24 protein-coding genes, 1 tRNA gene and 1 other RNA gene are annotated in these 23710 nt (G+C 57.2%); 15 read left to right on the top strand and 11 right to left on the bottom strand.

All coding sequences use genetic code 11. From position 1 onward, the window contains the following. From HKD32_RS14495 to HKD32_RS14465, 7 genes are all read left to right on the top strand, one after another. Window positions 1-1018, top strand: a 1018-nt coding sequence (locus HKD32_RS14495) for a TolC family protein (RefSeq protein ID WP_194258366.1), incomplete at its 5' end; no start/stop codon positions are given. 67 nt (window positions 1019-1085) lie between these two features. Further along, the gene (locus HKD32_RS14490) at window positions 1086-2051 is read left to right on the top strand and encodes an alpha/beta hydrolase (RefSeq protein WP_061929524.1); all 966 of its coding nucleotides are present in this window, start codon (window positions 1086-1088) and stop codon (window positions 2049-2051) included. A gap of 49 nt (window positions 2052-2100) precedes the next feature. Continuing rightward, window positions 2101-2259 carry a hypothetical protein gene (locus HKD32_RS14485; protein ID WP_023943580.1) on the top strand — a complete coding sequence of 53 codons (159 nt, stop codon included), beginning with the start codon at window positions 2101-2103 and terminating at the stop codon, window positions 2257-2259. Beyond that, window positions 2256-3164: a DnaJ C-terminal domain-containing protein gene (locus HKD32_RS14480; RefSeq protein ID WP_061929528.1), complete on the top strand. Its 909-nt coding sequence runs from the start codon at window positions 2256-2258 to the stop codon at window positions 3162-3164. The genes HKD32_RS14485 and HKD32_RS14480 overlap by 4 nt, the downstream gene beginning before the upstream one ends. An 8-nt stretch (window positions 3165-3172) precedes the next feature. After that, a complete protein-coding gene (locus HKD32_RS14475; protein WP_162200592.1) occupies window positions 3173-3316 on the top strand; it encodes a hypothetical protein in 144 nt (47 codons plus the stop codon). Between the two features lie 34 nt (window positions 3317-3350). Then, a complete protein-coding gene (locus tag HKD32_RS14470; protein ID WP_061929531.1) occupies window positions 3351-4862 on the top strand; it encodes a peptide MFS transporter in 1512 nt (503 codons plus the stop codon). Between the two features lie 192 nt (window positions 4863-5054). Next, entirely contained in the window at window positions 5055-6602 is a 1548-nt protein-coding gene (locus HKD32_RS14465; RefSeq protein ID WP_061929534.1) for a carbohydrate porin, read from the top strand. An 81-nt stretch (window positions 6603-6683) separates the two neighbouring features. Here HKD32_RS14465 and HKD32_RS14460 read toward each other — a convergent pair whose 3' ends face one another. Continuing rightward, window positions 6684-8924: a TonB-dependent siderophore receptor gene (locus HKD32_RS14460; RefSeq protein ID WP_194258365.1), complete on the bottom strand. Its 2241-nt coding sequence runs from the start codon at window positions 8922-8924 to the stop codon at window positions 6684-6686. A 173-nt stretch (window positions 8925-9097) separates the two neighbouring features. Beyond that, the gene (locus HKD32_RS14455; RefSeq protein WP_194258364.1) at window positions 9098-10666 is read right to left on the bottom strand and encodes a carbohydrate porin; all 1569 of its coding nucleotides are present in this window, start codon (window positions 10664-10666) and stop codon (window positions 9098-9100) included. A gap of 301 nt (window positions 10667-10967) precedes the next feature. Between HKD32_RS14455 and HKD32_RS14450 the strand changes: the two genes are divergently transcribed. Further along, window positions 10968-11615 carry a POTRA domain-containing protein gene (locus HKD32_RS14450; protein WP_194258363.1) on the top strand — a complete coding sequence of 216 codons (648 nt, stop codon included), beginning with the start codon at window positions 10968-10970 and terminating at the stop codon, window positions 11613-11615. A 12-nt stretch (window positions 11616-11627) separates the two neighbouring features. Here the strand turns inward: HKD32_RS14450 and HKD32_RS14445 are convergent, their stop codons facing one another. From HKD32_RS14445 to HKD32_RS14435, 3 genes are read right to left on the bottom strand one after another with little or no spacing between them, the layout of a single operon-like run. Then, window positions 11628-12236, bottom strand: a complete 609-nt coding sequence (locus tag HKD32_RS14445; protein ID WP_062020945.1) for a DUF1643 domain-containing protein — start codon at window positions 12234-12236, stop codon at window positions 11628-11630. Between the two features lie 32 nt (window positions 12237-12268). Then, window positions 12269-12814, bottom strand: a complete 546-nt coding sequence (locus HKD32_RS14440; protein WP_194258362.1) for a peroxiredoxin — start codon at window positions 12812-12814, stop codon at window positions 12269-12271. 28 nt (window positions 12815-12842) lie between these two features. Beyond that, window positions 12843-14219 carry a transglycosylase SLT domain-containing protein gene (locus HKD32_RS14435; RefSeq protein WP_051400783.1) on the bottom strand — a complete coding sequence of 459 codons (1377 nt, stop codon included), beginning with the start codon at window positions 14217-14219 and terminating at the stop codon, window positions 12843-12845. 212 nt (window positions 14220-14431) lie between these two features. Between HKD32_RS14435 and HKD32_RS14430 the strand changes: the two genes are divergently transcribed. From HKD32_RS14430 to HKD32_RS14420, 3 genes are all read left to right on the top strand, one after another. Beyond that, the gene (locus tag HKD32_RS14430) at window positions 14432-15313 is read left to right on the top strand and encodes an ABC transporter permease (RefSeq protein WP_010504605.1); all 882 of its coding nucleotides are present in this window, start codon (window positions 14432-14434) and stop codon (window positions 15311-15313) included. A gap of 2 nt (window positions 15314-15315) precedes the next feature. After that, complete coding sequence (locus tag HKD32_RS14425; RefSeq protein ID WP_061929556.1) at window positions 15316-16098, top strand: ABC transporter ATP-binding protein; 783 nt, start codon at window positions 15316-15318, stop codon at window positions 16096-16098. Window positions 16099-16170: 72 nt separating this feature from the next. Beyond that, entirely contained in the window at window positions 16171-16389 is a 219-nt protein-coding gene (locus HKD32_RS14420) for a hypothetical protein (RefSeq protein ID WP_007283870.1), read from the top strand. A gap of 30 nt (window positions 16390-16419) precedes the next feature. Here the strand turns inward: HKD32_RS14420 and HKD32_RS14415 are convergent, their stop codons facing one another. The 3 genes from HKD32_RS14415 to ssrA all read right to left on the bottom strand — a co-directional run bounded on the left by HKD32_RS14415 (window position 16420) and on the right by ssrA (window position 17863). Then, the gene (locus HKD32_RS14415; RefSeq protein ID WP_194258361.1) at window positions 16420-16812 is read right to left on the bottom strand and encodes a VOC family protein; all 393 of its coding nucleotides are present in this window, start codon (window positions 16810-16812) and stop codon (window positions 16420-16422) included. A 62-nt stretch (window positions 16813-16874) separates the two neighbouring features. Beyond that, window positions 16875-17447 carry an SspB family protein gene (locus HKD32_RS14410; RefSeq protein WP_194258360.1) on the bottom strand — a complete coding sequence of 191 codons (573 nt, stop codon included), beginning with the start codon at window positions 17445-17447 and terminating at the stop codon, window positions 16875-16877. A gap of 91 nt (window positions 17448-17538) precedes the next feature. Then, window positions 17539-17863, bottom strand: a transfer-messenger RNA (tmRNA) gene (gene ssrA / locus HKD32_RS14405). Between the two features lie 83 nt (window positions 17864-17946). On the opposite strand from ssrA, the gene thyX reads away from it, so the two are divergent. Beyond that, window positions 17947-18858 (top strand): FAD-dependent thymidylate synthase, encoded by a 912-nt coding sequence (gene thyX / locus HKD32_RS14400; protein ID WP_023943548.1) that lies wholly within the window; start codon window positions 17947-17949, stop codon window positions 18856-18858. A 17-nt stretch (window positions 18859-18875) separates the two neighbouring features. Next, complete coding sequence (locus HKD32_RS14395) at window positions 18876-19112, top strand: hypothetical protein (RefSeq protein ID WP_061929559.1); 237 nt, start codon at window positions 18876-18878, stop codon at window positions 19110-19112. A 230-nt stretch (window positions 19113-19342) separates the two neighbouring features. Here HKD32_RS14395 and HKD32_RS14390 read toward each other — a convergent pair. The 3 genes from HKD32_RS14390 to HKD32_RS14380 form a co-directional block, all read right to left on the bottom strand. Further along, window positions 19343-19417: transfer RNA gene (locus HKD32_RS14390), tRNA-Thr, on the bottom strand. 72 nt (window positions 19418-19489) lie between these two features. After that, window positions 19490-19645, bottom strand: coding sequence for a hypothetical protein (locus HKD32_RS14385; RefSeq protein ID WP_007283876.1), 156 nt, complete (start codon window positions 19643-19645; stop codon window positions 19490-19492). Beyond that, window positions 19642-20823 (bottom strand): Mrp/NBP35 family ATP-binding protein, encoded by a 1182-nt coding sequence (locus tag HKD32_RS14380; RefSeq protein ID WP_194258359.1) that lies wholly within the window; start codon window positions 20821-20823, stop codon window positions 19642-19644. The genes HKD32_RS14385 and HKD32_RS14380 overlap by 4 nt, the downstream gene beginning before the upstream one ends. A gap of 139 nt (window positions 20824-20962) precedes the next feature. Here HKD32_RS14380 and HKD32_RS14375 point away from each other — a divergent pair, with 139 nt between their 5' ends. Both HKD32_RS14375 and HKD32_RS14370 read left to right on the top strand, forming a co-directional pair. Continuing rightward, window positions 20963-22498 carry a Do family serine endopeptidase gene (locus HKD32_RS14375; protein WP_194258358.1) on the top strand — a complete coding sequence of 512 codons (1536 nt, stop codon included), beginning with the start codon at window positions 20963-20965 and terminating at the stop codon, window positions 22496-22498. A 27-nt stretch (window positions 22499-22525) separates the two neighbouring features. Next, entirely contained in the window at window positions 22526-23593 is a 1068-nt protein-coding gene (locus tag HKD32_RS14370) for an FUSC family protein (protein ID WP_194258357.1), read from the top strand. Window positions 23594-23710 lie beyond the last annotated feature (117 nt).

The following is a 23710-nucleotide window of genomic DNA, read 5'->3' as shown; positions in this document are numbered from 1 at the left end:
CAAGCGGCTGGTTGAAGAGTCCATTGAAAACCGTCGCGCCATTCTGGTTTCGCTGCTGTCTGAACTGGCATCGGATTATGTATCGCTTCGCGGCGTGCAGGAGCGGTTGGCTGTTACGGAACGCAGCATTGATGTGGCGCAGCGCTCGCGTGAATTAACGGAAAAACTTTATACGCACGGTCTCGGCAATACACTGGCTGTGGCACAGGCGCAGACCGAAGAGCATCTCGAACGCTCACGGCTTGCCCCTCTTCATTCTCAGGAAGAGCGACTGATCCATGCGATTTCCGTGCTTCTGGGTGAAATGCCCGGCAAGCTGGAAGAGGAGCTGGATGTTCGCAAACCGCTGCCAACAGTGCCGACGTTCCCTGCGTCCCTGCCGTCGATTGTTCTGGCCAATCGCCCGGATATTCGTGCGGCTGAGGCGCATTATGCTGCTGATACCGCGCAGGTGGGTGTAGCGGTCGCGAACCTCTATCCGAAGTTCATGATCCCGCTGACGTTCAACCCAAATGCCTCTGCGGCTTATCAGGCTTTCCAGATGGGTGGTATGGCCTGGAGCTTCATGATGATGGCGTCTTTGCCTGTCATTCATGGTGGCCGCTATACCGCCGAGATTGCTCAGGCCCGTGCAGAAGCAGAAGCCAGCCGGTTGGTCTATCGCAAGACAGTGCTCAAGGCATTCGAGGAAGTTGAAGACTCACTGGGCGACTGGCGGCATGACGATGAACTGGTCAGTCAGCTTGAAGATGCTGCCCAGGATTCCGGTCTGGCCCGTGACAGGGCTCAGAAGCTGTTTGGTGCTGGTCTGACAGGATATCTGAATGTCCTGACCACCGAGCAGACGGCTCTGACCGCGCAGGATCAGGCCGTTGTCGGGCGCACGGCGCGCCTGCGCGATGCTATTGCACTTTATACAGCCATGGGCGCTGGCTGGCAGGGACGTCAGCTCACAGATACACGTCTGCCAGTTGAAATCGGGAAGCAGAACGCTCTGGCGCGTGCCTTTACGCGCTGAGTGAAAAACGTGGCGGTGCGTGGTTGTCCGTGGCAGATTTCGGGGTGTGTCACGCAAGGGGACTGAGATGTATCGTTTCCGTCGCTACCTGTTTCTTCTGGGATTGTTTTCCCTCCCACTTTCGACTGCACTGGCTGCGACGGAAAGTTCTGTTGAGGCGCCGGGGCCGCAGGGTGTACTGGCAGGAACCTTCCTGAATGCGGGAGCGAAAAGGCCGGTTGTTCTTCTCATTCCCGGTTCTGGCGCAACTGATCGCAATGGAGACAGCCTGACCTCTATAAAGCCCGCGACCCTTCGTCTGCTTGCAGAAGGGCTGGCAGAGCATGAGATTTCTTCTGTTCGTATCGACAAGCGGGGGATGTTCGGAAGCGCGCGGGCTATTCCCGATGCCAATAACGTCACAATCCATGAGTACGTCACGGATGTGCAAAGCTGGATAAACACGATCCAGCATCAAACTGGCATTTCCTGTGTGTGGGTCGCAGGTCATAGTGAAGGTGCGCTTGTTGCCCTCGCTTCAGCATCTTCGGTGAAGCCTCTATGCGGATTGATCCTGCTGTCTGCCCCAGGGCGATCAATAGGAGAAATCCTTCGGAGTCAGCTCCATGCAGCTCCTGGCACACAAAGCCTTCTGCCTCAGATTGATGGGGCGTTGAATGATCTTGAAGCAGGGAAAACTGTTGATCCCCAGACGCTGCATCCGGGCCTGCGCACCCTTTTTCGGTCTAACGTTCAGCATTATCTGATGGATGAAATGCGTTATGACCCGGCAAAATTGGTGGCTGTCTATCAAGGCCCCACGATGCTGGTTCAGGGTGGTCGTGACACGCAGATCAGTCCGACAGTCGACTTTGATCTCCTCAAAGCCGCTACGCCAAAAGCAGACGCACTGTATCTGCCAGAGGCCAATCATATGCTGAAGGATGTGCAAGGCGCCGGCAAAGCGGATTTCATGAAGGCTTATACAGACTCAACGGTGCCTTTGGACCCAAAACTTGTCCCGCATATTGCAGAGTTTGTCCTCAGTCATTGACCCGGAGCGACGGGCGTCACACATCTGGGATAACGGAGGAACAGTATATATGGCACAGGATGGACATCCGGCTGAGGACTACCTCAGCCCCAGGTTGGAAAGCCTGATTGCAGACGGCGTTAAGGCGGGTTTTGCGCGTGACGTTGTGATCGCAGTCCTGATTGACCTGCTGGATGATGGTCCGGCAGATGATGCGGAGGTGAGATGAAAGACCCTTATTCGGTTCTCGGTGTTGCCAAGACAGCGACGGACAAGGAAATCCGCAGCGCGTACCGGAAGCTGGCCAAGCAGTATCACCCTGACCACAATCCTGACAGCAAGGATGCCGAGGAAAAGTTCAAGGCTGTCGGGCAGGCCTATAACATCATCGGAGACAAGGAAAAGCGCGAGCGCTTTGACCGTGGCGAGATTGATGCCGAGGGGCAGGAACGCGGGCCATTTGGTGGCGCAGGGTTCGGTGGTGGGCCGGGCGGCGGCGCGCATGGGTTCCAGGGCAATTTCAGTCAGGAAGACCTGGGGTCGTTCTTCTCCGATATGTTCGGGGGCGGTGGCTTCAGTGGGGATTTTCGTCCCGGTGGCGCTGCCGGACGGCGGGCCTCAAAAGGATCGGATCGGCGGTTTTCCGTAACCATCAGTTTTGAACAGGCTATTCTGGGCACATCTCTTGATCTTGCTTTGGGAGAAGGAGGGCATACGGAAGTGCGAGTGCCTCCCGGAGTGGAAGACGGCCAGACCTTGCGTGTTCGTGGCAAGGGGGCTCCCGGTCGTCCGGGGATGGATGGACAGCCGGGTGTTCCGGGCGATGCGCTTTTGACCATCAGTGTCACACCTGACAAGCGTTACACCCGCGACGGGCGTAATCTGCGCATCACCCAGAATGTGGACCTGCGAACAGCGGTTCTGGGCGGTAAGGTGACGGTGTCGACGCCGAAGGGGGATGTTGCGGTCAAGGTGCCCAAGCATTCTGACAGCGGGAAGGTTCTCCGGCTGGCGGGGCGTGGCGTTGGTGCAGACAAAAAGCATCCGGCAGGTGATCTGTTCGTGACCCTTCAAGTGCATATCGGGACTGTCTCGCCTGAGCTTGAAGCCTTTTTTGCTGCTCAGGAGGTCTGAAAATGGGCATGGTCCGGCGCGCGAAAGCGCGTCTGCCAGACTGGCCATGGCGGCAGATCATTGGCGGTATTTTCGCGATTATCTTTGTCGTGGCTCTAAGCATCATGGGAGCGCATGCTCTCATCCTCGCCGGGGAGTGGCATTTGCCCTAAAGTAAGGCCCGTCTTTGCTTTTGACGGGTATTTCATGGCGTCCTTTTCTTCTTCTCCCGCTCTTCAGGATACCGGGGCGCAACGCCGCCGGGCCTTTACTGTCGTACTGGCAATCGAGTTGTGGGAACGGTTCGGCTATTACGGGATGCAGGCCGTTCTGACGCTGTTCATGGTGCAACAGCTCCGGATGGCAGACACGGCGGCCAATCTGATGATGGGCGCTTTTTCCGCTCTGACGTATATCACACCCGCACTGGGTGGCGTTTTGGGAGACCGTGTTCTGGGAACACGGCGGACCGTCGTCATGGGGACTATTTCCCTGGCTCTTGGTTATGCCTGTCTTGCAGCGTCCCTGAATTCCACGACTCTTCTGTTGCTGGCTATGGCTCTGATTTCTACGGGGAATGGTCTGTTCAAGCCCAATGCGGGTAATCTGGTCAGGCGGATTTATGAAGGGGATGATGCGGCGCTGGATGCCGCATTTACGCTCTATTACATGTCCGTGAATGTCGGCTCGACCGTTTCGATGCTGCTGACGCCGTGGTTACAGGTCCATTATGGGGCGCCAGTTGCGTTTGCCACATGCTCCGGAGGGCTTGTTGTCGGGCTGCTCTATTATCTGTGGCGGTCCAACTGGCTGGATTATACGGCCAGTCCGATCGAGCAGAAAGGCATCCCGCTCAGTCGGTTTGGGCTGGTGGGGCTGGGATTGCTACTCCTGACGCTTTTTAACGCGTGGATCTTGAGCAGCGATGGTCTTGCAAGAATTTGCGTCATTGTTGCAGGGATTGGCCTGGCCGTTATCTGGGCGGTGTTGTACGGCCGCGCGCCGGCAGAAGAACGTCCCGGCCTGAAACTGACCTATCTGCTCTCCCTGCAGGGGACGATCTATCTGATTTATTATCAGCAGATGATTACGTCTCTCACGCTCTATGCCTTGCGGGATGTGTCCGGTGATTTCAAAATTGCTGGCGTCACGATCCTGCACATGTCCGCCGGACAGTTCCAGGCTCTCAACTCACTCTGGATCATGGCGCTCAGCCCGATACTGGCCACCGTGTACAATCGCTTCGGTGCTCAGGGACGGGATCTGTCCATCGCCCGCAAAATGTTGATCGGATATGCGATGGTGGCACTGGCCTTTGGTGTCTGGTGGTTTGCGACGGCGGCAACGACGGGCCTTGTTTCTCCATGGATCATGGTGGTGGGCTACGGGTTGCTGTCCTTTGCGGAATTGCTGACCAATGGTCTGGGGCTGGCCATTATCGCCCGTTACGCTCCGGCAAGGCTTGGTGGTTTCATGATGGGCGGCCTTTACCTGCTTTGGGGCATTGCCATGTATGTGGGCAGCGTTATTGCGAATGAGGCTGCCATGCCGGCCGATGTGGCGACATCTGCTGGCAATGTTCTTTATGCGGGTTTGTTCCGGACGCTTTGTGAAATTGCCGTTGCGATCGTCGTGATTCTGGCCTGTATCGAGCCTTTGACGCGGCGTTGGGATCGACAACACATAACTGTGAACAAGAAACTTTCCACGATTTCTTGAACGTGAAACTTTTGTAATTCGGGAGAAAACCTAGGAAAATGATTGGACATTATTTGTCTTAAATCTCTTGAGGATACCGATTAGGAAAACAAGCGTCTTCCTCTCTCTATTCCGGACCGGTATCGGCCTGTATTGGACAGTCGTTCACGATTTTCCAGCTACAGGCCACGCGAGAGGGACACGCGAAAAGAAATGCAGAGGTTTAGAAGCGGTTTGACGAAGGCTCTGGGGACAGCCTGTCTTTTGAGTACGGCTCTGTCCACATTCCAGATTGCACACGCCGAAACGGCTTCTGCATCTTCTCAAGGATCGGCAGAGCAGCCTCGTGCCCATAACAGTGCGGGGCACCCGGTTCTACGCACGAAATCCATCCAGCCTAGCCCTCTGCTGGTCAAGCCTGCGCCGACGCGCTCACATCTGGCTGCCGCGCAGCCTTCGGATACAACGGAAAGCCGTTTCTTCCCTGCCAGTTTCCACGATTGGTTGACCCAGAGCACCATGACCGGGGACTGGGGCGGTTATCGGACCTGGCTAACGGAAAAAGGTATCAATATCGGCGGTCACTTCCTTCAGGATAGTGCTGGCAATCCTATGGGAGGCAAGGCCAAGACCGTTCGGTATGCGGATGAGTTTGGCCTGAATATTGACCTTGATCTGAAGCGGCTGACGGGCTGGAACCTTGGTCTCTTCCACTTCCTGAGTACGGCCCGACAGGGTCTGGGTATTGGCGCCAAGCTCCCGGCGCTGGATAGCCCTCAGCAGATCTTCGGATCGGGTGAAACTGTCCGCCTGACCCGTCTGTCGTGGGAAATGCCGTGGAACCGGTATGTCTCTACGGAAGTGGGTGAAATCAATACCGAGAACGATTTCGAACAGTCTTCCATGTACTGGGGCATGAGCCAGTACTGCCAGTTCGAGTCCAACGCCATCTGCGGTATGCCGCAGTCTGTCGCGATGAACTCGGGTTATGGATATTACCCGACGGCGCATCCGGGGGCGTGGGTGAAGTTCTACCCCGCCGGGAACAATCATTATCTGATCCAGTTTGGTGCGTATTCGGTCGATCCGACGATTGCCAATACGCATAACGGCTGGAAGATGAACCTTCATGGCGCAACGGGCACGTACGTTCCGTTCCAGCTTGGCTGGCATCAGGGCGGCAAGGATGATTACAGCGGCCCGCTTCAGACCAATATCAAGATTGGCGGCTACTGGGATTCTTCACAGGTCAAGAATGTCTATGGCCAGCTTGGAACATTCGGCGTTCCGACGGAATATCTGATTTCGGCGCCAGTCCAGCAGGTGCGTGGTCGCTTTGGTGGCTGGTTCCAGTTTGACCGGATGCTGGAGCGTGACAAGGCGGATCCGAACCGCGGAACATCGTTTTTCGGCTCTTTCACCTGGGGTGATCCGCGTACGGCAATTGCGCCTTACTTCATCACATGGGGCATCACGCGCAAAGGCACCTTCAAGGACCGTCCGAACGATACGATCAGCCTTGGCATGAAAATGCTGTGGGTGAACCCGAAGCTGACTATCTGGGCGCGCCAGATGCAGGCGGCAGGGGCAACAGGGCTGTACAAGCCTTCTGAAGAACATGCCATCGAACTGAATTACGGCTGGCGCCCGACGCCGTGGCTCGTGATCCGGCCTGGTGCACAGTACATCATGCATCCGGGTGGTACCAACCGGTACAAGAATGCGCTGCTGATGGATTTCGAGACAGGTATTACGTTCTAAGTTCCGGCTCGGAGCAGATATGAAAAACGCGCCCCTCATCATGGGGGCGCGTTTTTTTTGTGCCTGATGTCTGATGGGAAATCAGAGATCGGTTGTGAAAGAGAACTTGAACGTCCGAGGGAGGCCCTGAAGCAGATAGCCGTTGAACGCTGAAGACCAGTAACGGGTGTTAGCGATGTTATCGATGCCGAAGCGCAGCGTGACGGGCTTGTGATAGGTTGTGAACGTATAGCGTGCGCCCAGATCAAAGCGTGTCCAGACCGGGATATGAAGGGTGTTGGCCTGGTTGACCCATTGCTTGCCCGTGTTGACGACGCGTCCGACCACCGTTGCACCCTTCAGGAAAGGCAGGTCATATTCCAGATTGCCGTTGATCGTGTAGTTGGGCACGCCGATCGCCGTGTTGCCATTATAAGCTCCGCCGGCTGTGCGGCGTAGAGCGGCCTGAATGAGAGTGCCGCCACCATTGAAGCGTAGTCCGGGCAGGATCTGGCCGTTGACGGTCAGTTCCATACCGCGGTTTCGCTGGAGGCCGTTCACACGGTAGATATAGTTGCCGGTTGTTCCCAGCGCTTCAGAATACGCATTAGGCTGTGCGATTTGATAGAAGGCCAGACCTGCACTGAACCGCCCGATGTCATATTTCGCACCGATTTCGTACTGGGTGGATTTGTAGGGCGGGAAGACTTCCCCAAGATTGATGACATTTCCTGAGGCTACCGGTCCTTTGGCCAGACCTTCGATCCGGTTGAAGTACACGGATGTCTGGCGTGTTGGATGGATGACCAGCCCCACAACCGGTGTGATGGCATCCTGGTCGTAATGATTGGACCGCGCACCGCGCCCGGTTTTGCTGTAGGCGTATCCGTTGATCAGCATGTTCTGGTAGCGGAACCCACCGGTCAGCGCGACGCGACCGTTCAGAAACGTCATCGTGTCTGAAAAGAACAGGCTGTAAAGCCGTGTCCAGCTTGTTGTCTGTGGGTTATCCAGTACGCCGCCAACAAATGTCTCAGCCGGAGCAGCTTTCTGCGTCGTGTTGTAAAGATTGGTGGTGAGAGGGGTCAGGGACATCGCATAAGCTGCACCGGTATCTTCCCAAAGGGCCGATCCACCGGCGTTGACTTCATGTTTGATGAAGCCTGTGCGGAAATGAGCGCGAACGCCTGCGCGCGTGCTTTCGTTTGTCTGAGAATACGGCACATACATGGCTCCGGCTGTTCCGTCGCCTGTCGTGGGATTGGTGATGGTCGGGGTGGAGTAGTTGCCTTTTTCATCGCCGTGAAGGGCACCAAATGCGCCGTATAGCGTGACATTTTTCGAGAGGTCGTGCTCGATATTGAGCATCCCGAAAATGTAGTTCAGATCGTTATAAGCCCATTTTTGCCCGTAATTATGAGATGGCGAGACGGCACGCGGCACGGACGTGACTGCGCTACCTAGGAAGATTGCGGGTCTGCCGCCATCGACGCCCTGGTTCTGATAATTCATATCCATTGAGATACGGGTGCTGTTGTCCCGGCTGTGCCAGTCAAAATCTGCACCCAGAGCCGTCGAATGGCGATATTCGTTATTGATGGAATCCTCGCCCGATTGTCCTGCGACATTCAGGCGGACACCGAACTGTTTTTCCGTTCCGAAGCGCCGCCCGACGTCGATGCTGCCGTCTCCCATGGCGCTGCTGGTATACCCTGCGCTCAGGCGTGTAATCGGTGCATCCGTGGCGTGTTTGAACATGAGGTTGATGTTGCCGCCGATGGCTGACCCGCCCGGTGCAGCTCCATTCAGAAATGCGCTGGCTCCGTTCAGAACCTGCACACTGTCATAAAGCTGTGGGGAGACGAGCTGGCGGGGAGTGATGCCGTACAGGCCGTTGATGGCGACGTCGTCTCCGTTCACGGCGAAACCACGAATGACGAACATTTCCGAGAAATTGCCGTATCCATACGTGGTGCGGACGGAGGGGTCATTTTCCAGAACCTGTCCAAGCGTCTGGGACTGCTGGTTCAGGATCATGCTGGAAGAATAGCTTCGGATGTTGAAAGGCACCTCCAGGCCTTTCTTGTTCCCCAGAACACCAAGCTGCCCCCCGCTTGTGACTTCCATCTGGTTCCGGCGCTTCGCCTTGACGACGATTTCTTCATCATTCGGAGTCGACGTTTTTGAAACGGGGGCTGTGTCCTGGGTAGCCTGCTGCGATGCAACGGAAGAGCTGGTCGCGGCTGTCGCAAGGATAGGGAAGGTGGTGCCGGCTAGGAGGATGCAGGCCAGGCGGCTACGGGATCGGGCAGGTCTGGTGTGGAAGATCGGATGTACGCGCACGATGGAAGCCTCGATTGGAGGAGAAGGTGAGCGCTACATACGGGAATGAGAATTAATCTCAAATAGATTGATGTAACGTAATATGATTTCGGGCTCAGCGTGGCTTTTGGGTCATGACACAAGCGAAGCCCGAAAGAGGCTTCGCTATGTCGTCAGAGGCAAGGTGGGCTGCGTCAGAGCACGACTGTGAACTGGACCCCCAGGACCGCCGCATCATGGAATGTCGTCGTGGCACTTGGGCGCTGGATGTACTGAAAGTCAGGCTGAATCGCCATCGCACGGGCGACATGGGCGCTGTAGAACAGTTCGTACACGTTCTCATGACTCTGCGGACCATAAACCGCGCCCCATTGTGTATCCTGATAGGGAAGATTGAGGTTTTTGGAAGATTCCTGCTGGAGGGCGGCAGTCGTACTCATGTCGAAATGCTGCCACATTGCGCCGACGGTATCGAGAGGCCGCCCCCACGCTTTGCCTGTATCCAGCATTCCAACCCATGTGTGATCGCGCATGGAAACCGTCTGGCCGTCACTATACATGGCGCCTGCCATGAGGATCAGACCATTGGTATCGCCTGGGCCATTGCGCATGAGCATCTGGTCCATGATGAGCCATGCACTGTTTCGGCCCGCTTCGTAGCGGCGAGGCAGGCCGGTCTGCTGCCAGGAGTTGCCGTGAATGTCTTCGTAAAGATTGGGATAGCGTGAGTTGTCGTAGGAATAACCAAGTTCGTAGTGGCCAACGAGGCGGTTTTTCCCGAAATGTGGCACCCATCCAATCTCAATCGGTGTGGAGAACTTGCCCAACCCGGACTGGGCCCATGACCAACCGGAGATGCCGCCGTTATAGGCATGAGGGCTGACCGCAAACAGACCGCCCATGATGTAGGTATCGACGGTTGGCATGACGCGAACGATGGCTGCCAGATTACCGGACGGCCAGTCACGGTTACCTTCTGTATATTTGTTCGGTGCCGGGTTGCCGCATACCGCCACGTTCATGAAGTCGCAGAACAGGGGAGACGCTGCAAAGAAGGAGCCTACAGGAATCCAGCCAGCGCTGATGTCGATGCGGTTATGGTAAAAGGACGTCTCGCCATACATCGAGACCAGATGGGCAACCACGTTCCCGCGGGCGCCATAAATCTCCTGAACAGGCGCGATGGAATCTCCGAACATGCGCGACACGTTCTGACCGTGACCGTTGACGATCAGGGTGTGGGTCCAGAAATTCGGAATACCGGCCAGCTTGTCCCAGTCGACGTCCAGTTCAACGCCGACCTGACCTGTATCTGAATAAGCGCGCTGCTTTCCGCCGGTGATGTTTCCGGCGAATTCTTCGTTGATGGAAGCGAGAAGGTGAATGCCGTGGTCCACCAGCCAAGGCTGGATGCCACCCCAGTCTCCAAAGAAATGCTGTGATCCCATGGGTGCTGCAAAGAAGGACCCAGGGTCTGCGATGTCGTCGGAGGCTCCTGCGCTGCGAACGCCACGCATGTTTTTCTGCAAGAGAGGAACGCGGCGGCCTGTGTCCATGGGGTGAGGTGTGAGTTCGGATTTGCTGTTGCCGGCAGACGGTTCCGCAGAAGGGCCTGCTGTGGGTGTAGATCCGGAAGGAGAGGCCGCCTGTCCGAAGGCGTGTCCGGGCAGGAAGGCCAGTGTCGTGGCGGATAGGACGCCCAGCAGGGCCGAACGAAAAAATCCGGAACGAGGAACGCGAGCGGAAATAGGCAGCACGACCATGAGGCAGCAGGTCTCTCTTCTGTCTGATGATGGTGGGGTGGAAAACATGTTTTCTTCGTTGTTGTTCCCGTGATGGGACGAAGAAAATGAATTCCAATTTAGGGAGGGAGACATGGTGTGTCGCAGAACGGTCCCCCCAGTGTCAATGCGTCGAAGGGATTAAGCCGGGTTGGGATGATGGGATCTGTTGGATTGTGACGTTGTGTGGATGAAGACTTGTCGGGTCTGAATAATTGGCAACCTCGGGGTTTCTATAGCGTAAAGGAGGGTCTCTTATTTTTTTCAAGACACAGGAGGCAGCATGATGTTTTTTCGTTCCATGCTGAAACGGGCAGCTTCAGGGCTTGGCCTGGGAGCGATATTATTGGTGGGATCGGCTGCGGCCGATACGGCTACACCACCGGCTCCGCCTCCTGTTCCCGCAATGGACGCTCCTTTGCAGCTTGGAACGGTTTCTGTGCAGGGCAATAAGAGTGTTCCATCAGAGGATATTCTGAAGACGTTCGGTTACCAGTCTGGTCAGAGTGTGACCCGTGCTCAGCTTTCTGCGGCGCAAAAGCGTGTGGCAGATCTGTATCAGTCCCGGGGCATAGGGACGGATCTTGGCGAACAGATGCACATTTTCGCTGACAAGGTGGACGTAAAGCTTGTTCTTCGAGAGGAAGTTCCACGGAAGGGCGAGGCGCGGAAACTCATTCTCGACAAGGTCGCCTTTGACGGAAACAGCAGCGTTCCAACACCGGCTTTGGCGGCGGCAACGCATCTGCAGGAAGGTGCGACTATCTCAGACGAGACGCTGGCTGCTGACGAAGCGGCGATCCAGAAGGTTTATCATGAGAAGAAGCTGGGTGCTGAAATCCAGCCTCAGGTTGTCTACCCCAATCATGACAACCATTTGGTTCTGGTCTGGCAGATCAAGGAACGTGAGGGAGAGAGAGCTCCGTACTGACCAGGCTTCGTGTCAGGACAGGGTTTCTGGGTCGAGTGGCTGTGGGGTTAGAACAGAAGGCAGGTAGAGCGGATGCTCCGGCCTGCCGCTCTTGCTAAGCCGTAGCGCAGTGACTTTGATGCCATGATGGCCCAGCATTCGGGCCACTTCGGTTCCACGGGGCCTGAGGGCTTTGGCCTGTGGGGCCCCATAGGCTAGAACGACCAGATCTGCTTTTTTCGCCATGGCCAGAAGATGGGTGTCATTGTCTGGTCCGACCGGATCGTCAACTTCCAGAAGACGTTTCTGATCCGTACAGCGATAGGCAAAGCTGTTGCCAACAAAAATGCCGCCATACCCCCATGCACGAGCGTAGCGCTGGCATTTGGCGACTGTTCGGTCGTCCCCGATTTCCGTGGCGACAGATGGGTTCATCATCAGCCACATCATCATCGGTTTGCTGTCGTCCCACACGCGCTCAAGTGTGTAACGGTAGCAGTCGCCGGGACCTGCATAGAGGGCTGTGCTGCGCACGTCTTCTGACAGGCGAAGGGGGCGTGCATGCCCAACATGATGTTGACCAAACAGGTCGGCAGAACCAGCCAGCTCCTTTTCAGGAGCGGGGTGGGAAGAACGGGACATGGCAGGAAAATCCGGAGGATGGTGTGACGGCGTTAGTGGCCGGTTTTAAGGGCTTTCACGGCAGCCAGTGCCCGCTCGACATGTTCATCCGGTGACATGGAGGCATAGGACAGAACGATATGCCCGTCCGGAGCAATCACATAGGACGTGCGGCTGGCCAGATGTTTTGCAGGCATCTTGGCCTTATAAGAGTTCGTTACGGTACCGTTTGGGTCTGCTGCAACAGGGAAGGCGCTGCGACATTCGCTGACAGAGAATTTTGTCAGCTTGTCGATCGGATCCATGGAGATGCCAATAACGGTTGCGCCCAGTTCTTTGAACTGCGGAATGGCCTCCGCGAAATCATGGGCCTCGATCGTGCATCCCTTGGTGAAGGCTGCAGGATAGAAATACAGGACAACCGGGCCTGTCTTCAAGGCATCGGCAAGATGATAGCTGAACTGATGTCCGCCCATGCTGGCCTGAGCCGTGAAATCAGGAGCGTGGGCTCCGGTTTCCAGTGCGGCATGGGCCGGGGAGGCAAGAGTGCCAATCGAAGCGAGGGCGCAGAAAGCGGAGATTGGCAGCAGAAGGCGCATAGGGTCAGTTCTGTTTCCTGAATGAGTGTCAGAATGTGCCGGGGGGGACCACGACACAGGGTGAACCGTGCGGCAGATGCTGGCAGGCTGCAAGAGCACTTTCATGCGTCAGACCGGTCAAACGTGCGCGATACAGATGGCCCTTGCCTGTTTTGACGCTGGCAACCTGTGTTCGTGCAGAAGCAACGGCGGCACCGGCGCGGCTGTGTGCCTGAGAGGCGGCTGTATTGGCCTGACTGGCATTGGCGAATGCGCCGACCTGGATCGCCCATGTGCGCGGCCCCGATGTATCCTGCTGAACGGGTGCCGCACGACGGGCAATGGGCGCGGGACCTGGCGACAGGCGATATTGCTGCTGGTTGGCGGCAGGCATGATGGCCATGATCGGCTGTGGCTTCAGGCGATGCCCGATGGGGATTTCCTGCGCGGTCACCTGACTGTCAGCCAGTTCGGTATCCATGCTGTTTGCAACGGCTGGTCGATAGGCTGCTGCCTGAACCGTTGGTGTGGGGGAGGTGATGCCGCGTGCTGCCCATGCGGCGCTGACGCTGCTCGGTCCTGCGGCAGGTGTCGCTGCGGACGCCACGGCAACAGGCGTCTCTGGAACTTCGGCAACTTCTACTGGAGCGGCAGAAGACGCGCTCGTATCAGCAGTATCTTTGTGCGACCAAGCGGCACTGACAGCCTGACTGGTCGGAGAGGCCGGAGCACTGTTTTCTGCAATCTGGATCTGGGCATTCGGATCATGCTGGGCGACCAGAAGATCTGCTGCCGAACGGTTATGAGGCGTTATGCCCGCAATCCGTGGTCCAATGGAGGCAACATACCGGCGCGTTTCACGCGGCAACGGACGTCCCCGGCGGAGGTAGCTGTCCAGACTTCCCGGGCCATCGTTATAGGCAGCCAGAAATCCGGGAGAGCCATAAATATCGTACATCTGCCGGAGATAGGCTGTCCCGGCGAGGATATTGTCGTGCGGATCGAAAGGGTCGTCCCCGAGGCCGTATTGCTGACGCATGTCGTCATAAGTTGGTGGCATCAACTGGAGAAGACCCATGGCGCCGGGCGTCGAGGTTATGAAGTTGCCGTTGTGATCAAAAAGATGGCCACCGGATTCCTGCTGCATGACGGCTCGAATCCACTGTCCGGGCACGTCAAAACGTGCGGATGCCTCTTCAATATAGGGACCCCACGGATCATCCGGTGGACCTGGAGGGGCGTAATATGACTTGGCATGGGCCCGGTATTTTGCAGCTTCCTGCGTTACGGGCAGGCGCGAGGTCGAACTCATGTCGGCTGTGTCAGCGCACGCCGCGAGCAGGCCAATCAGACCAAGTGCCAGACCGGAACGGAGGACGGTCTTGAAACGTGGAGTAGTCTGGGGCGGCACGGCGGAGCTGGGCATCGGGGCAGGGTACCTGACAAGGGAAGAACTGTCGCAACCAGCAAAGCATACACAGGGATTGCGGCAAAACTAGGAAAAATGACGAAAACCGGACGTTTTCCGGGAACCCTCTCTCCTTAAGAGCATGGCACATCGTTACATGGGGAAACTGCAGGGAGCCATCAAGGGGCTGCCAGCTTGCGGGATAAAGGTCTATGGGTTAGGCGGACCATATGAGCGCATTGTCTCCGGCCCCGACCGAACCTCACGTTGACAGTCTGTCGACGCCTGCTTCCGGCCTGATGAAGTTCGATCAGCGCCGTGGCAGCCCTGCTGCGCGCGCGTGGAATGATTTTTGCGAAACGCGGCAGCTCTGGCGGCTGGGTGTCATGCTGGGCTGGCTGGATATCAAACTGCGCTATCGCGGGTCAGCGCTCGGTCCCTTCTGGCTGACCATTACGTCCGTCCTCATGGTGGCGTCCATGGGTGTTCTGTACGGGCGGCTGTTTCATCAGGATCTCAAGGTTTATCTGCCGTTCCTGGCACTGTCTCTGACGCTCTGGCAAACCGGGCTTGCCAGTCTTGTACAGGAATCCTGTACAAGCTTTCTGGATGCGGACAGTATGATCCGGTCCAGCCGTTTGCCTCTCCTGCTTCAGGCTGTTCGGGTTGTGGTCCGCAATGCCATCGTATTCGGGCATAACATCATCGTGCCGATTGGCGTTTTTGCCCTCTACCATGTCTGGCCGGGTGCTTCGGCATTGCTCGCTATTCCCTCGCTGCTGCTGTGGGGAATCGACGGTTTCGCGGCCTCAATGCTGCTTGGTGCGCTTTGTGCACGTTTCAGGGATATTCCGCCGATCGTCGGTGCCCTGATGCAGATCGTGTTCTACGTCACGCCGGTTATCTGGCAGCCGGAACAACTTGCGGGCAAGGCCAGGTTCCTGCTTTACAATCCGTTCTATGCCTTGCTGGAAATCGTTCGTGCACCCCTGCTGGGGCACGTTCCATCAGCAGGGGTATGGGGTGTGGCCGTTGGAACGAGTGCGGTGTTCTGTGCTCTGGCGGTTTGGGTTTTTGTGCGTGTCCGGGCGCGTCTGGTGTTCTGGATCTGAGTATGACCCATATCCGTCTTGAAAATTTGTCCCTGTCATTTCCCGTTCTGCATGGCGCCTCGCGGTCGCTGAAAAAGACGCTATTGGCGCGTGCAAAAGCGACCGTTACGAAGCCTGCCAGTGTTGGCGGTCGGATGCGCCTTGGTGCTGCTGCTTCTGATGCTGTTCTGGTTCAGGCGCTTTCCGGTCTGACGTTTCAGATTGAGGGCGGTGAGCGTGTTGGTTTGATCGGTCATAACGGGGCCGGGAAGTCCACGCTGCTTCGTGTTCTGGCCGGGATTTATGAAACGACAGACGGTGTGCTGGACATTGAAGGGGACAGTCATGCCCTGATTGATCCGCAGTCCGGCATGAACCCTGAACTGACAGGCCGTGAAAACCTTCATCTGTTTGCATGTCGGATGGGGGTAGCCAAGGAGCATATCGCCGGGCTTGAAGCGGATGTTGAGGCTTTTGCCGAACTGGGACCGTTTTTCGATCTGCCCGTGCGGCTTTACTCGTCTGGCATGGGAATCCGGCTGGGTTTTGCTCTGGCGACGGTGCCCCGTCCAAGCATTCTTCTGATGGACGAATGGTTTATGGCCGGTGATCAGCGCTTTCAGGACAAGGCGAAGAACCGGATGGAAGGCATGGTGGATGCCGCCGAGATCCTTGTCGTCACGTCGCATTCCCTTCCGGTTCTGCGGAAATGGTGCACACGGATTCTGTGGATGGAAGGCGGGCAGATTCGCATGGATGGGCCGACCCAGACGGTTCTGGATGCGTATGAGGCGTCTCTCGCCTGAGCTCTGCGATTTGGTCTGACCCGAAGGGTGCGGTAGTCTCGGACGAGTTTATCACCCTCATGGAGACAGACCATGTCTTATGCCGCAATTGATGCAGCCCGCGTTGCCAAGGCCGCCAAGTCTGCCCTGCAGACACTGTCCACGGTCAAGGAGCAGTCCGAAGCGCATCAGCGCAAAACGATCATGATTGAGCGCATTGAAGCCCTTGCTACGGCCGCTGCCGAGACGAAGGACTGTAATCAGATCACGCTGACGTCTGAAGAGTTCTGGCTGATTTCCAAGAACTGGTAACAGCCTTTAGGGCAGGGGAGACCCTGCCTGTTACCGCTGGTAGGACGCGATTTCCACCAGATTGCCGTCAGGGTCCCGGCAATAAACGGACGTGATGGGGCCGAGAGCTCCCAGACGCGCCACAGGGCCTTCCGTCACCACAACACCGCATTTTTCCAGATGGCGGATAACGTCTTCGCTGGCGATCGCCGAGGTGAAGCAAAGATCGGACGTGCCCGGCTGCGCGCCTTCTGCCGTTTCCCAGCCCTCGGAATTTTCCGGACGAAGATTAATCTTCTGCCCCCCGAAGCACAGGGCAACACGGTTGTTCCGCCCGTACTCCTCGACATCCATACCGAGAACCCGCTGATACCAGGACGCCGAGATGGTCCTGTCACGGACGGTCAGAACGATGTGATCGAGGCGATCGACGGTAAAGCGCATGATGATCCCTTACGAGAACGGCGTCAGAGGCCCCGGAGCAAACCCTCCGGGGCGGAAGGTTTTCAGGTCGGCGGGCGCTTGCGGAAGGCTGCCAGACTGACGACTTCAGCCTCTTTCTTTTCTTCATCGGCAGGAGGCTCTTCGATCCGGACTTCCGGATGATGAGCCGGATCAATGTCGTCAGGCTCGACGGCGTCTTCCGGGATCTCGATGTCCTCATCATCCTGCATGGAACTGACGAAGCGCAGAGCCATCCGGATATGAGGATCGGCAAAGGCCGTGATGGCAGAGACGGGAATGACCAGAATGCTTCCAACGCCTCCGAAGGACAGGCCAACGGAAATGATGTTCTTATCGCGATCCAGCGCCAGATCCCAGAACTGGTGCTGGAGAACGATGGTCATTTCTTCCGGGTACTGTGCCCGCAGGCGAGCCGGAACAATGACGTCCGGGCGGTTGGTGCGGAATGTCAGATAGAAATGGTGGGCGCCGGGTAGGCCTTCTGCGGCAACATGCTCAATGGCACGCAGCATGACTTCACGATAGGCGTCTTCCACCCAGTCGTCATAGGGGAGAAGGCTTTCCGGCAGTTCGTGTTCGAAGCCGTCCTGGCCGGTGTGATCGTCGTCGCTCATGGTCGCAAGCCTGATGTTTCAGTCAATCCTCTCAGGGATGCGACAGACGGGCCTGAATGGCAAGACGTTTTACAGAAAAGGAAATTTGAGGTGGGAGGGCTTCTGTTGCCCGGTGCCCTCCCGAACCGCGCTTATCGCTTATGCAGCGACAGCGAGCACCTCAGAGTTATCGTTGGCACTTGTAAGTTTAGCCCGATGACGGTGGTACAATGCCGGGCAAAAGATAAGTCTTTACCATGCGCGTCGAGCCTGTTTCGTCCCCACAGATCCCTTTTGCGAGGGATTTTTTCTGGTGGAGACGCCGGGCACTGCCCCCGGGTCCACAACACTTATTTCACTTACCGTTTATCGCCATAGCCGGGGACGAACCCCTTGCACCGCTGAACATAGGAGTGCTGTTGCCGTCCTGCAAGGGGAAAAGACGAAGCGTGTGATGGCAGCGTCCGGACTCGTCTCGAACGGTGGCGGGAGATGTTTCGTCATGCTAGAGCCGCGCCCTATGGCACTGACATCCGAACAGCGCGCTGAGATCGAAGCTCAGCGCAACGAGCCCCAGCTGACCTCCCGCCCGACCGTTCCGGCGATGGAGAAACTCCTTTTCACGCCCATCGAAGTGCTGGACCATGGGTTCCTGCGCGTTGTCGATTACATGGGCGATGATGGGGCCGTCGTTCAGGCTGCCCGCGTGTCCTATGGTCGCGGAACGAAGAAGGTTTCCGAGGATGCGGGCCTGATCCGTTATCTGATGCGGCATCGTCATTCCACGCCGTTTGAAATGTGCGAGATCAAGTTTCATGTGAAGCTGCCGGTGTTTGTGGCGCGGCAGTGGATTCGCCATCGCATGGCGAGCGTGAACGAGTATTCTGCGCGCTATTCCATTCTGGATCGTGAGTTCTACCTGCCCGCGCTGGACCAGGTTGCCTCCCAGAGCGCATCCAATCGGCAGGGACGGAGCGAGGCGCTGGATCCGGAGACGGCGGAGCGCGTTCTGGAGATTCTGCGTCGCGATGCGAGTCAGTGCTACGATGATTACGAGAGCCTGCTGAATCCGGATGAGACCGGTCTGGCCCGCGAGTTGGCGCGGATGAACCTGACGCTCAACACTTATACGCAGTGGTACTGGAAGATTGATCTGCACAACCTGATGCACTTCCTGGCCCTGCGCGCCGATCCGCATGCGCAGTACGAAATCCGCGTTTATGCAGAAAAAATGATCGAACTGCTGCATGCCTGGGTTCCAGCCACGGCTGCCGCCTTTGAAGAATACCGTCGTGGCGCATTCACGTTCTCGGCAGGGATGCTGAAGGTGCTGCGTCGTCGTCTGGCAGGCGAGGCTGTCACGCAGGAGACGTCGGGTCTGACGAAACGCGAATGGATCGAGATGAACGCCATCATCGATTCTGAAGCATAAGGACGGTTGCGTCCTGCATGAGCGATCTTGATAAAATTCTGAATGATCCTGCCCCTGTGCAGGAAGACCCTGTTCCCGGATTCGACCCCCGGCCACCGCGGATGTGGCCATGGGCGATTCTGGCAGGATTGCTCATGCTTGCTTCGGTTTTTATCCACGTTTTCTGGCCTGTTCCGCCACATAAGCACATGGCTCTGTGCAAGCATGGTCTGACGGAACACTGCTATAAAGTGGACCCGACAGCAGAAGACTGAAGGACCGGTTTTTGTACGTCTTGCAGCCGGTGGATGATCTGTTTTTCCAGAATCGCTGTTTCTGAACGGATTCCCCTGAGAACGAATGTAGAAACCTGCCGGACTCACATTCCAGGACTCTTAATCAACAAACTTATCCACAGGGTTCTGCCCCGGAAAAGTGGATAACAAATTGCGCGTAGTTCTCTAAAGAGAATCGTGTCAAAGGCTTGATTTTCTGGGAAAAATTGTGGTGCCGGGTGAGGGATTTGAACCCCCGGCCTTCGGTTTACAAAACCGCTGCACTACCACTGTGCTAACCCGGCATCCACAGCCCGGCTTTTTCCATGCCGAGGCCCCTTTGGTCAAGCGTCAGAAAGACAATTTCTGTAATTTTCTCACTTTGATGGTGTCATGAGGCTTGGTGGAGGGGGGAGATGGGACGAGTTGTTCGTGAATCCATAGCCGTCAGATGAGAGCCCGTGATGGACTACAGGGGGGCGGGCACAGGCTGAGAGGAGCAGCGCTGTTCCCAGAAGCAGAATACGGGTCATGAGGAAGCCTTTTCTTCGGATGCGGCAAGTGCGGCGGCGATGGTGGAGGCGAAGGCCGTATAGGCGCGTGCTGCTTCGCTGGCAGGGGCGGAGAGGATAATCGGGGTGCCATCGTCTCCGCTGGCCCGGATATCGGCCAGAAGGGGAATTTCCCCAAGGAAAGGAACACCAAGGCGTTTTGCTTCTTCCTGCGCGCCACCGTGACCGAACAATTCCGTCCGATGATTGCAGTTCGGGCAGCAGAAATAGGACATGTTCTCAACGACACCGAGAATGGGTGTTTCCATCCGTTCGAACATGGAGACGCCGCGTCGGGCATCCAGCAGGGCAATATCCTGCGGTGTGGAGACAATAACGGCTCCACCCTTGGCCATCTTGGCCCCAAGCTTCTGGGCCAGCGTCAGTTGAGCGTCTCCGGTCCCCGGCGGCATGTCGATCACGAGGACATCCAGCTCGCCCCAGTCCACTTCTCCCAGAAACTGTGTCAGGGCCCCCATGACCATTGGTCCACGCCAGATCATGGCCTGATGCTCATCCACCAGATACCCGATGGACATGCTTTTCAGGCCCCAGGCCTCGATAGGGAGGATACGCCCGTCCACAACTTCCGGACGTGCATTCTTGCCCAGCATTCGGGGAAGGGAAGGGCCGTAAATGTCGGCGTCCAGAAGGCCGGTGCGTATGCCCTGCTTTGCCAGGCCGGCTGCGAGATTGACTGCTGTGGTGGATTTTCCGACGCCCCCCTTGCCAGAGGCTACGGCAACAACGGCTTTTACACCTGGCAGAAGCGTTTCCGGGGCATGACGGCTTGATGCGTTGCGGCTTTGTCCGCCCAGATTGAAAGGACGGTGCCCACCACCTGCCGGAGCATTGGCTGGTGGCGGCGTCGTGGCGCGATGGGCCGTCAGGGAGATTGTCGCGCCTGTCAGTCCGGGAATGCGGGCGATTTCCGCTTCCACATGATGGCGGATTGGTTCCATGCGGGAGACATTGTCACGCGACGTGGCAAGAGACACATGCGCGTGCCCGTCCCGCACTGAAACGCCTTCCAGAGAGGCAAAGGCCAGAACATTCAATCCCGGCCCGGCCTGTTCGCTTCCAAGAATTTCGGAGATGCGTTTCTCGGCACTGACAGACGGCGCGTCGGAAGGGGTAGTCGGGGGGGTATGATCGGTCATGCCAAGACTCTTTTCTGGAAAACGGCCTGTCTGGGAAAGCAGATGAGCCTAGCACACGCATCTCCTGACCGCATCCTGAACTGCTACTCTGAACTTCGGCATAGTGACGAGGAAGGGTCTTCTGCGTTAGCGTATCACCATGAGCAGATTGACCGCCCGCCTTGCCCTTTCCTGCGCCATTTCTCTGGTGCTGTCCGCCCCGTTAGCGCAGGCGCAGACGACATCACAGCCCTCTCCGGCTCCCGTTCCGGCACCACGTTCGGTTCCATCGAGCTTTGCGGATCTGGCTAACCGGCTCCTTCCGTCGGTTGTGAATGTTTCCACGTCCGCCGTGCTCAAGCCGGGGAAGGATGAGGACAAGGGACCAGACTCCAGCAGCCCGGATGGGCCGCAGGTGCCACAGTTTCCGCCGGGCTCCCCGCTGGAAAAGTTCTTCCATGATTACATGACGCACAAGCCGGCCCCGAACCGTCCTCCGCGCCGGATGCAGGCGCTGGGATCGGGCTTCATTCTTGACCCGGCTGGTATCATCGTGACGAACAATCACGTCATTGAAGGCGCGGATCAGGTGTCCGTGACGCTTCAGGATGGGACGGAGCTTCCGGCGCGGATTGTCGGGCGTGACAGTCAGGTCGATCTGGCTGTGTTGGAAGTGAAGCCAAAACACCCGTTGCCTGCGGTTCCGCTCGGGCATAGCGATGCGGCACGGATTGGTGACTGGGTCGTGGCCATCGGCAATCCGTTCGGCCTGAACGGCACCGTGACGGCCGGTATCATTTCCTCCCGTGGACGAAATGTCGAACATGGTTTGTATGATGACTACATCCAGACTGATGCCGCCATTAACCGCGGAAATTCAGGGGGGCCGCTCTTTAACCTTTCCGGCGAAGTCATTGGCATCAATACGCTGATTTATGGTGGCGCTGGTGGCGATTCTATCGGCATCGGTTTCGCCATTCCTGCTGACGATGCACGCGGCATCATCGACCAGTTGCGGAAGACCGGGCATGTGTCCCGCGGCTGGATGGGGCTGAAGTTCCAAAACGTATCCTACGAGATTGCCGAGGATCTGGATTTTCATAAGCCGGACGGGACTGTGGGCAAGGGGGCGCTGGTTTCTGAAGTGGGGCCGAAAAGCCCGGCGGCGCAGGCAGGACTTCAGGTTGGTGACATCATCACCCGCGTAGGGGATCAGGATGTAACGGGTCAGACCATGCCCCGCATCATTGCGTCCATTCTGCCGTGCACGAAGACGGAACTGACGGTTTGGCACAAGGGCAGCACCAAGACGCTGCCGATCACGCTGGCTCAGTCTCCCAATGCGCCGGATATGCCACCGTCTGATACGCATCAGCCAACGCATACCAAGGCAGCCTTCGGCGAGCTGGGTCTGACGGTTCGGTCCATTGATGCTGAAATGCGCACGCAATACGCCCTGACCGACGATCAGCGTGGTGTTCTGGTGGATCGGGTAGAACCCTCCAGCCCGGCAACTTCGCGCGGCATTGCGGTTGGGAATGTGATTACGCAGGTTGGTCAGGATCAGATCGACACGCCCGATGCCTTCGCCAAGGCCATTCATCAGGCGCAGGAACAGAAGAAAACAGAAGTGCTGCTTCTGGTTCAGGATGATGATGGTCTGCGCTGGGTGCCTGTGCCTTTTCTCGGGAACTGATCGCGGGAACGGGCGCTGGAACGTCCCATGACAATTTTGAATGGCCTGATGCGGAAGTGGCTGCTTGTTCCGCCGAGGGGAACAAGCTGGCACGAGGTCATGCGACCTGCGACACGGCAGACGATCCGGGTTCTGGTCTCCATCGCTGCGGCATGGCTGGTCGGGTTTGTTCTGCATTTGCAGGAGACAATCTGGGCTTTGGTGACGGCGCTGATCGTCACTCAGTCGAGCATTACCCAAACGATGGCCACCGCGCGTGACCAGATTACCGGGACGTTGCTGGGCGCGGTGGCAGGAACGATCGCTGTTTTGCTGGAACTCTGGACGGGTCAGCAATGGCTGTCCTTCTGGATTGTACTGACGCCTCTCGCTTTTCTGGCTGCGGTGCAGACGAATCTTCGGTTTGCCTGCATCACGCTCATGATCGTGTACCTGTTTCCCAGTCAGGGCAGTCCGTTCCTGCCTATGGTGACGCGCCTGACAGCCATTCTGATTGGTGTCATGGTCTCGCTGGTGGTGTCTTTTGTCGTTCTGCACAGTAGCGCCAGAAAGCAGGCTTTCCACACGTCGGGTCGTCTGCTGAGGCGGCTTGATGGATTGCTGGATGGCGCGCTGGATCAGGAAACAAGCTGGCGGGAAATTGAGAAGCGCAATGAAGCCTGCGTGACCCTGCTGATTGAACTGGAAGGCGCGGTTGAAGAGGCGCGGCGCGAGCGTTTCAGCGATCTGGAAAAGCGTGACCCGGTACTGGCTGCCCTCCCAAGGTTGATGCGAAGGCTCCTGAACGATACAATGCTGGTGGCTCGTGCAATCGCAACGGGCCGCGCAGCAGGCAATACGGGCCTTGTTCCGCTCTATAAAAGTCTCAGCCATGCACTTCGTGCTCTGGCTCACAGCTGTGAACAACGTCTCGTTCGGCAGCAGAACCGTCATCCGCATCAGCCGGAAGACAAAGACATCCTTGATCTTCTTCCCCGTCTGGAAGAGCAGACGCGCCCCGAAATGCGCTTTGTCATGTCCCTGTTCAAGGAAGATCTGCAACGCGCCGTTGGTGTCATCATGCGTGATGATGCTGGCGCAGCCAAAGGTCTCTGAGCGGCTCCTGTCCGCATTGTGACGAAACCCTGGCACGATTACCCGCGTTTTTCGTGGGTCTCGTGGCACTATGCCCGGAAAGCCGATTCCCGTCAGTGGTCGGCCATCAGGAACGGA

Source organism: Gluconobacter japonicus (assembly GCF_015244665.1).
In the GTDB taxonomy this organism is placed as follows: Bacteria; Pseudomonadota; Alphaproteobacteria; order Acetobacterales; family Acetobacteraceae; genus Gluconobacter; species Gluconobacter japonicus.
This window is presented reverse-complemented; position numbering and strand designations above follow the sequence as displayed.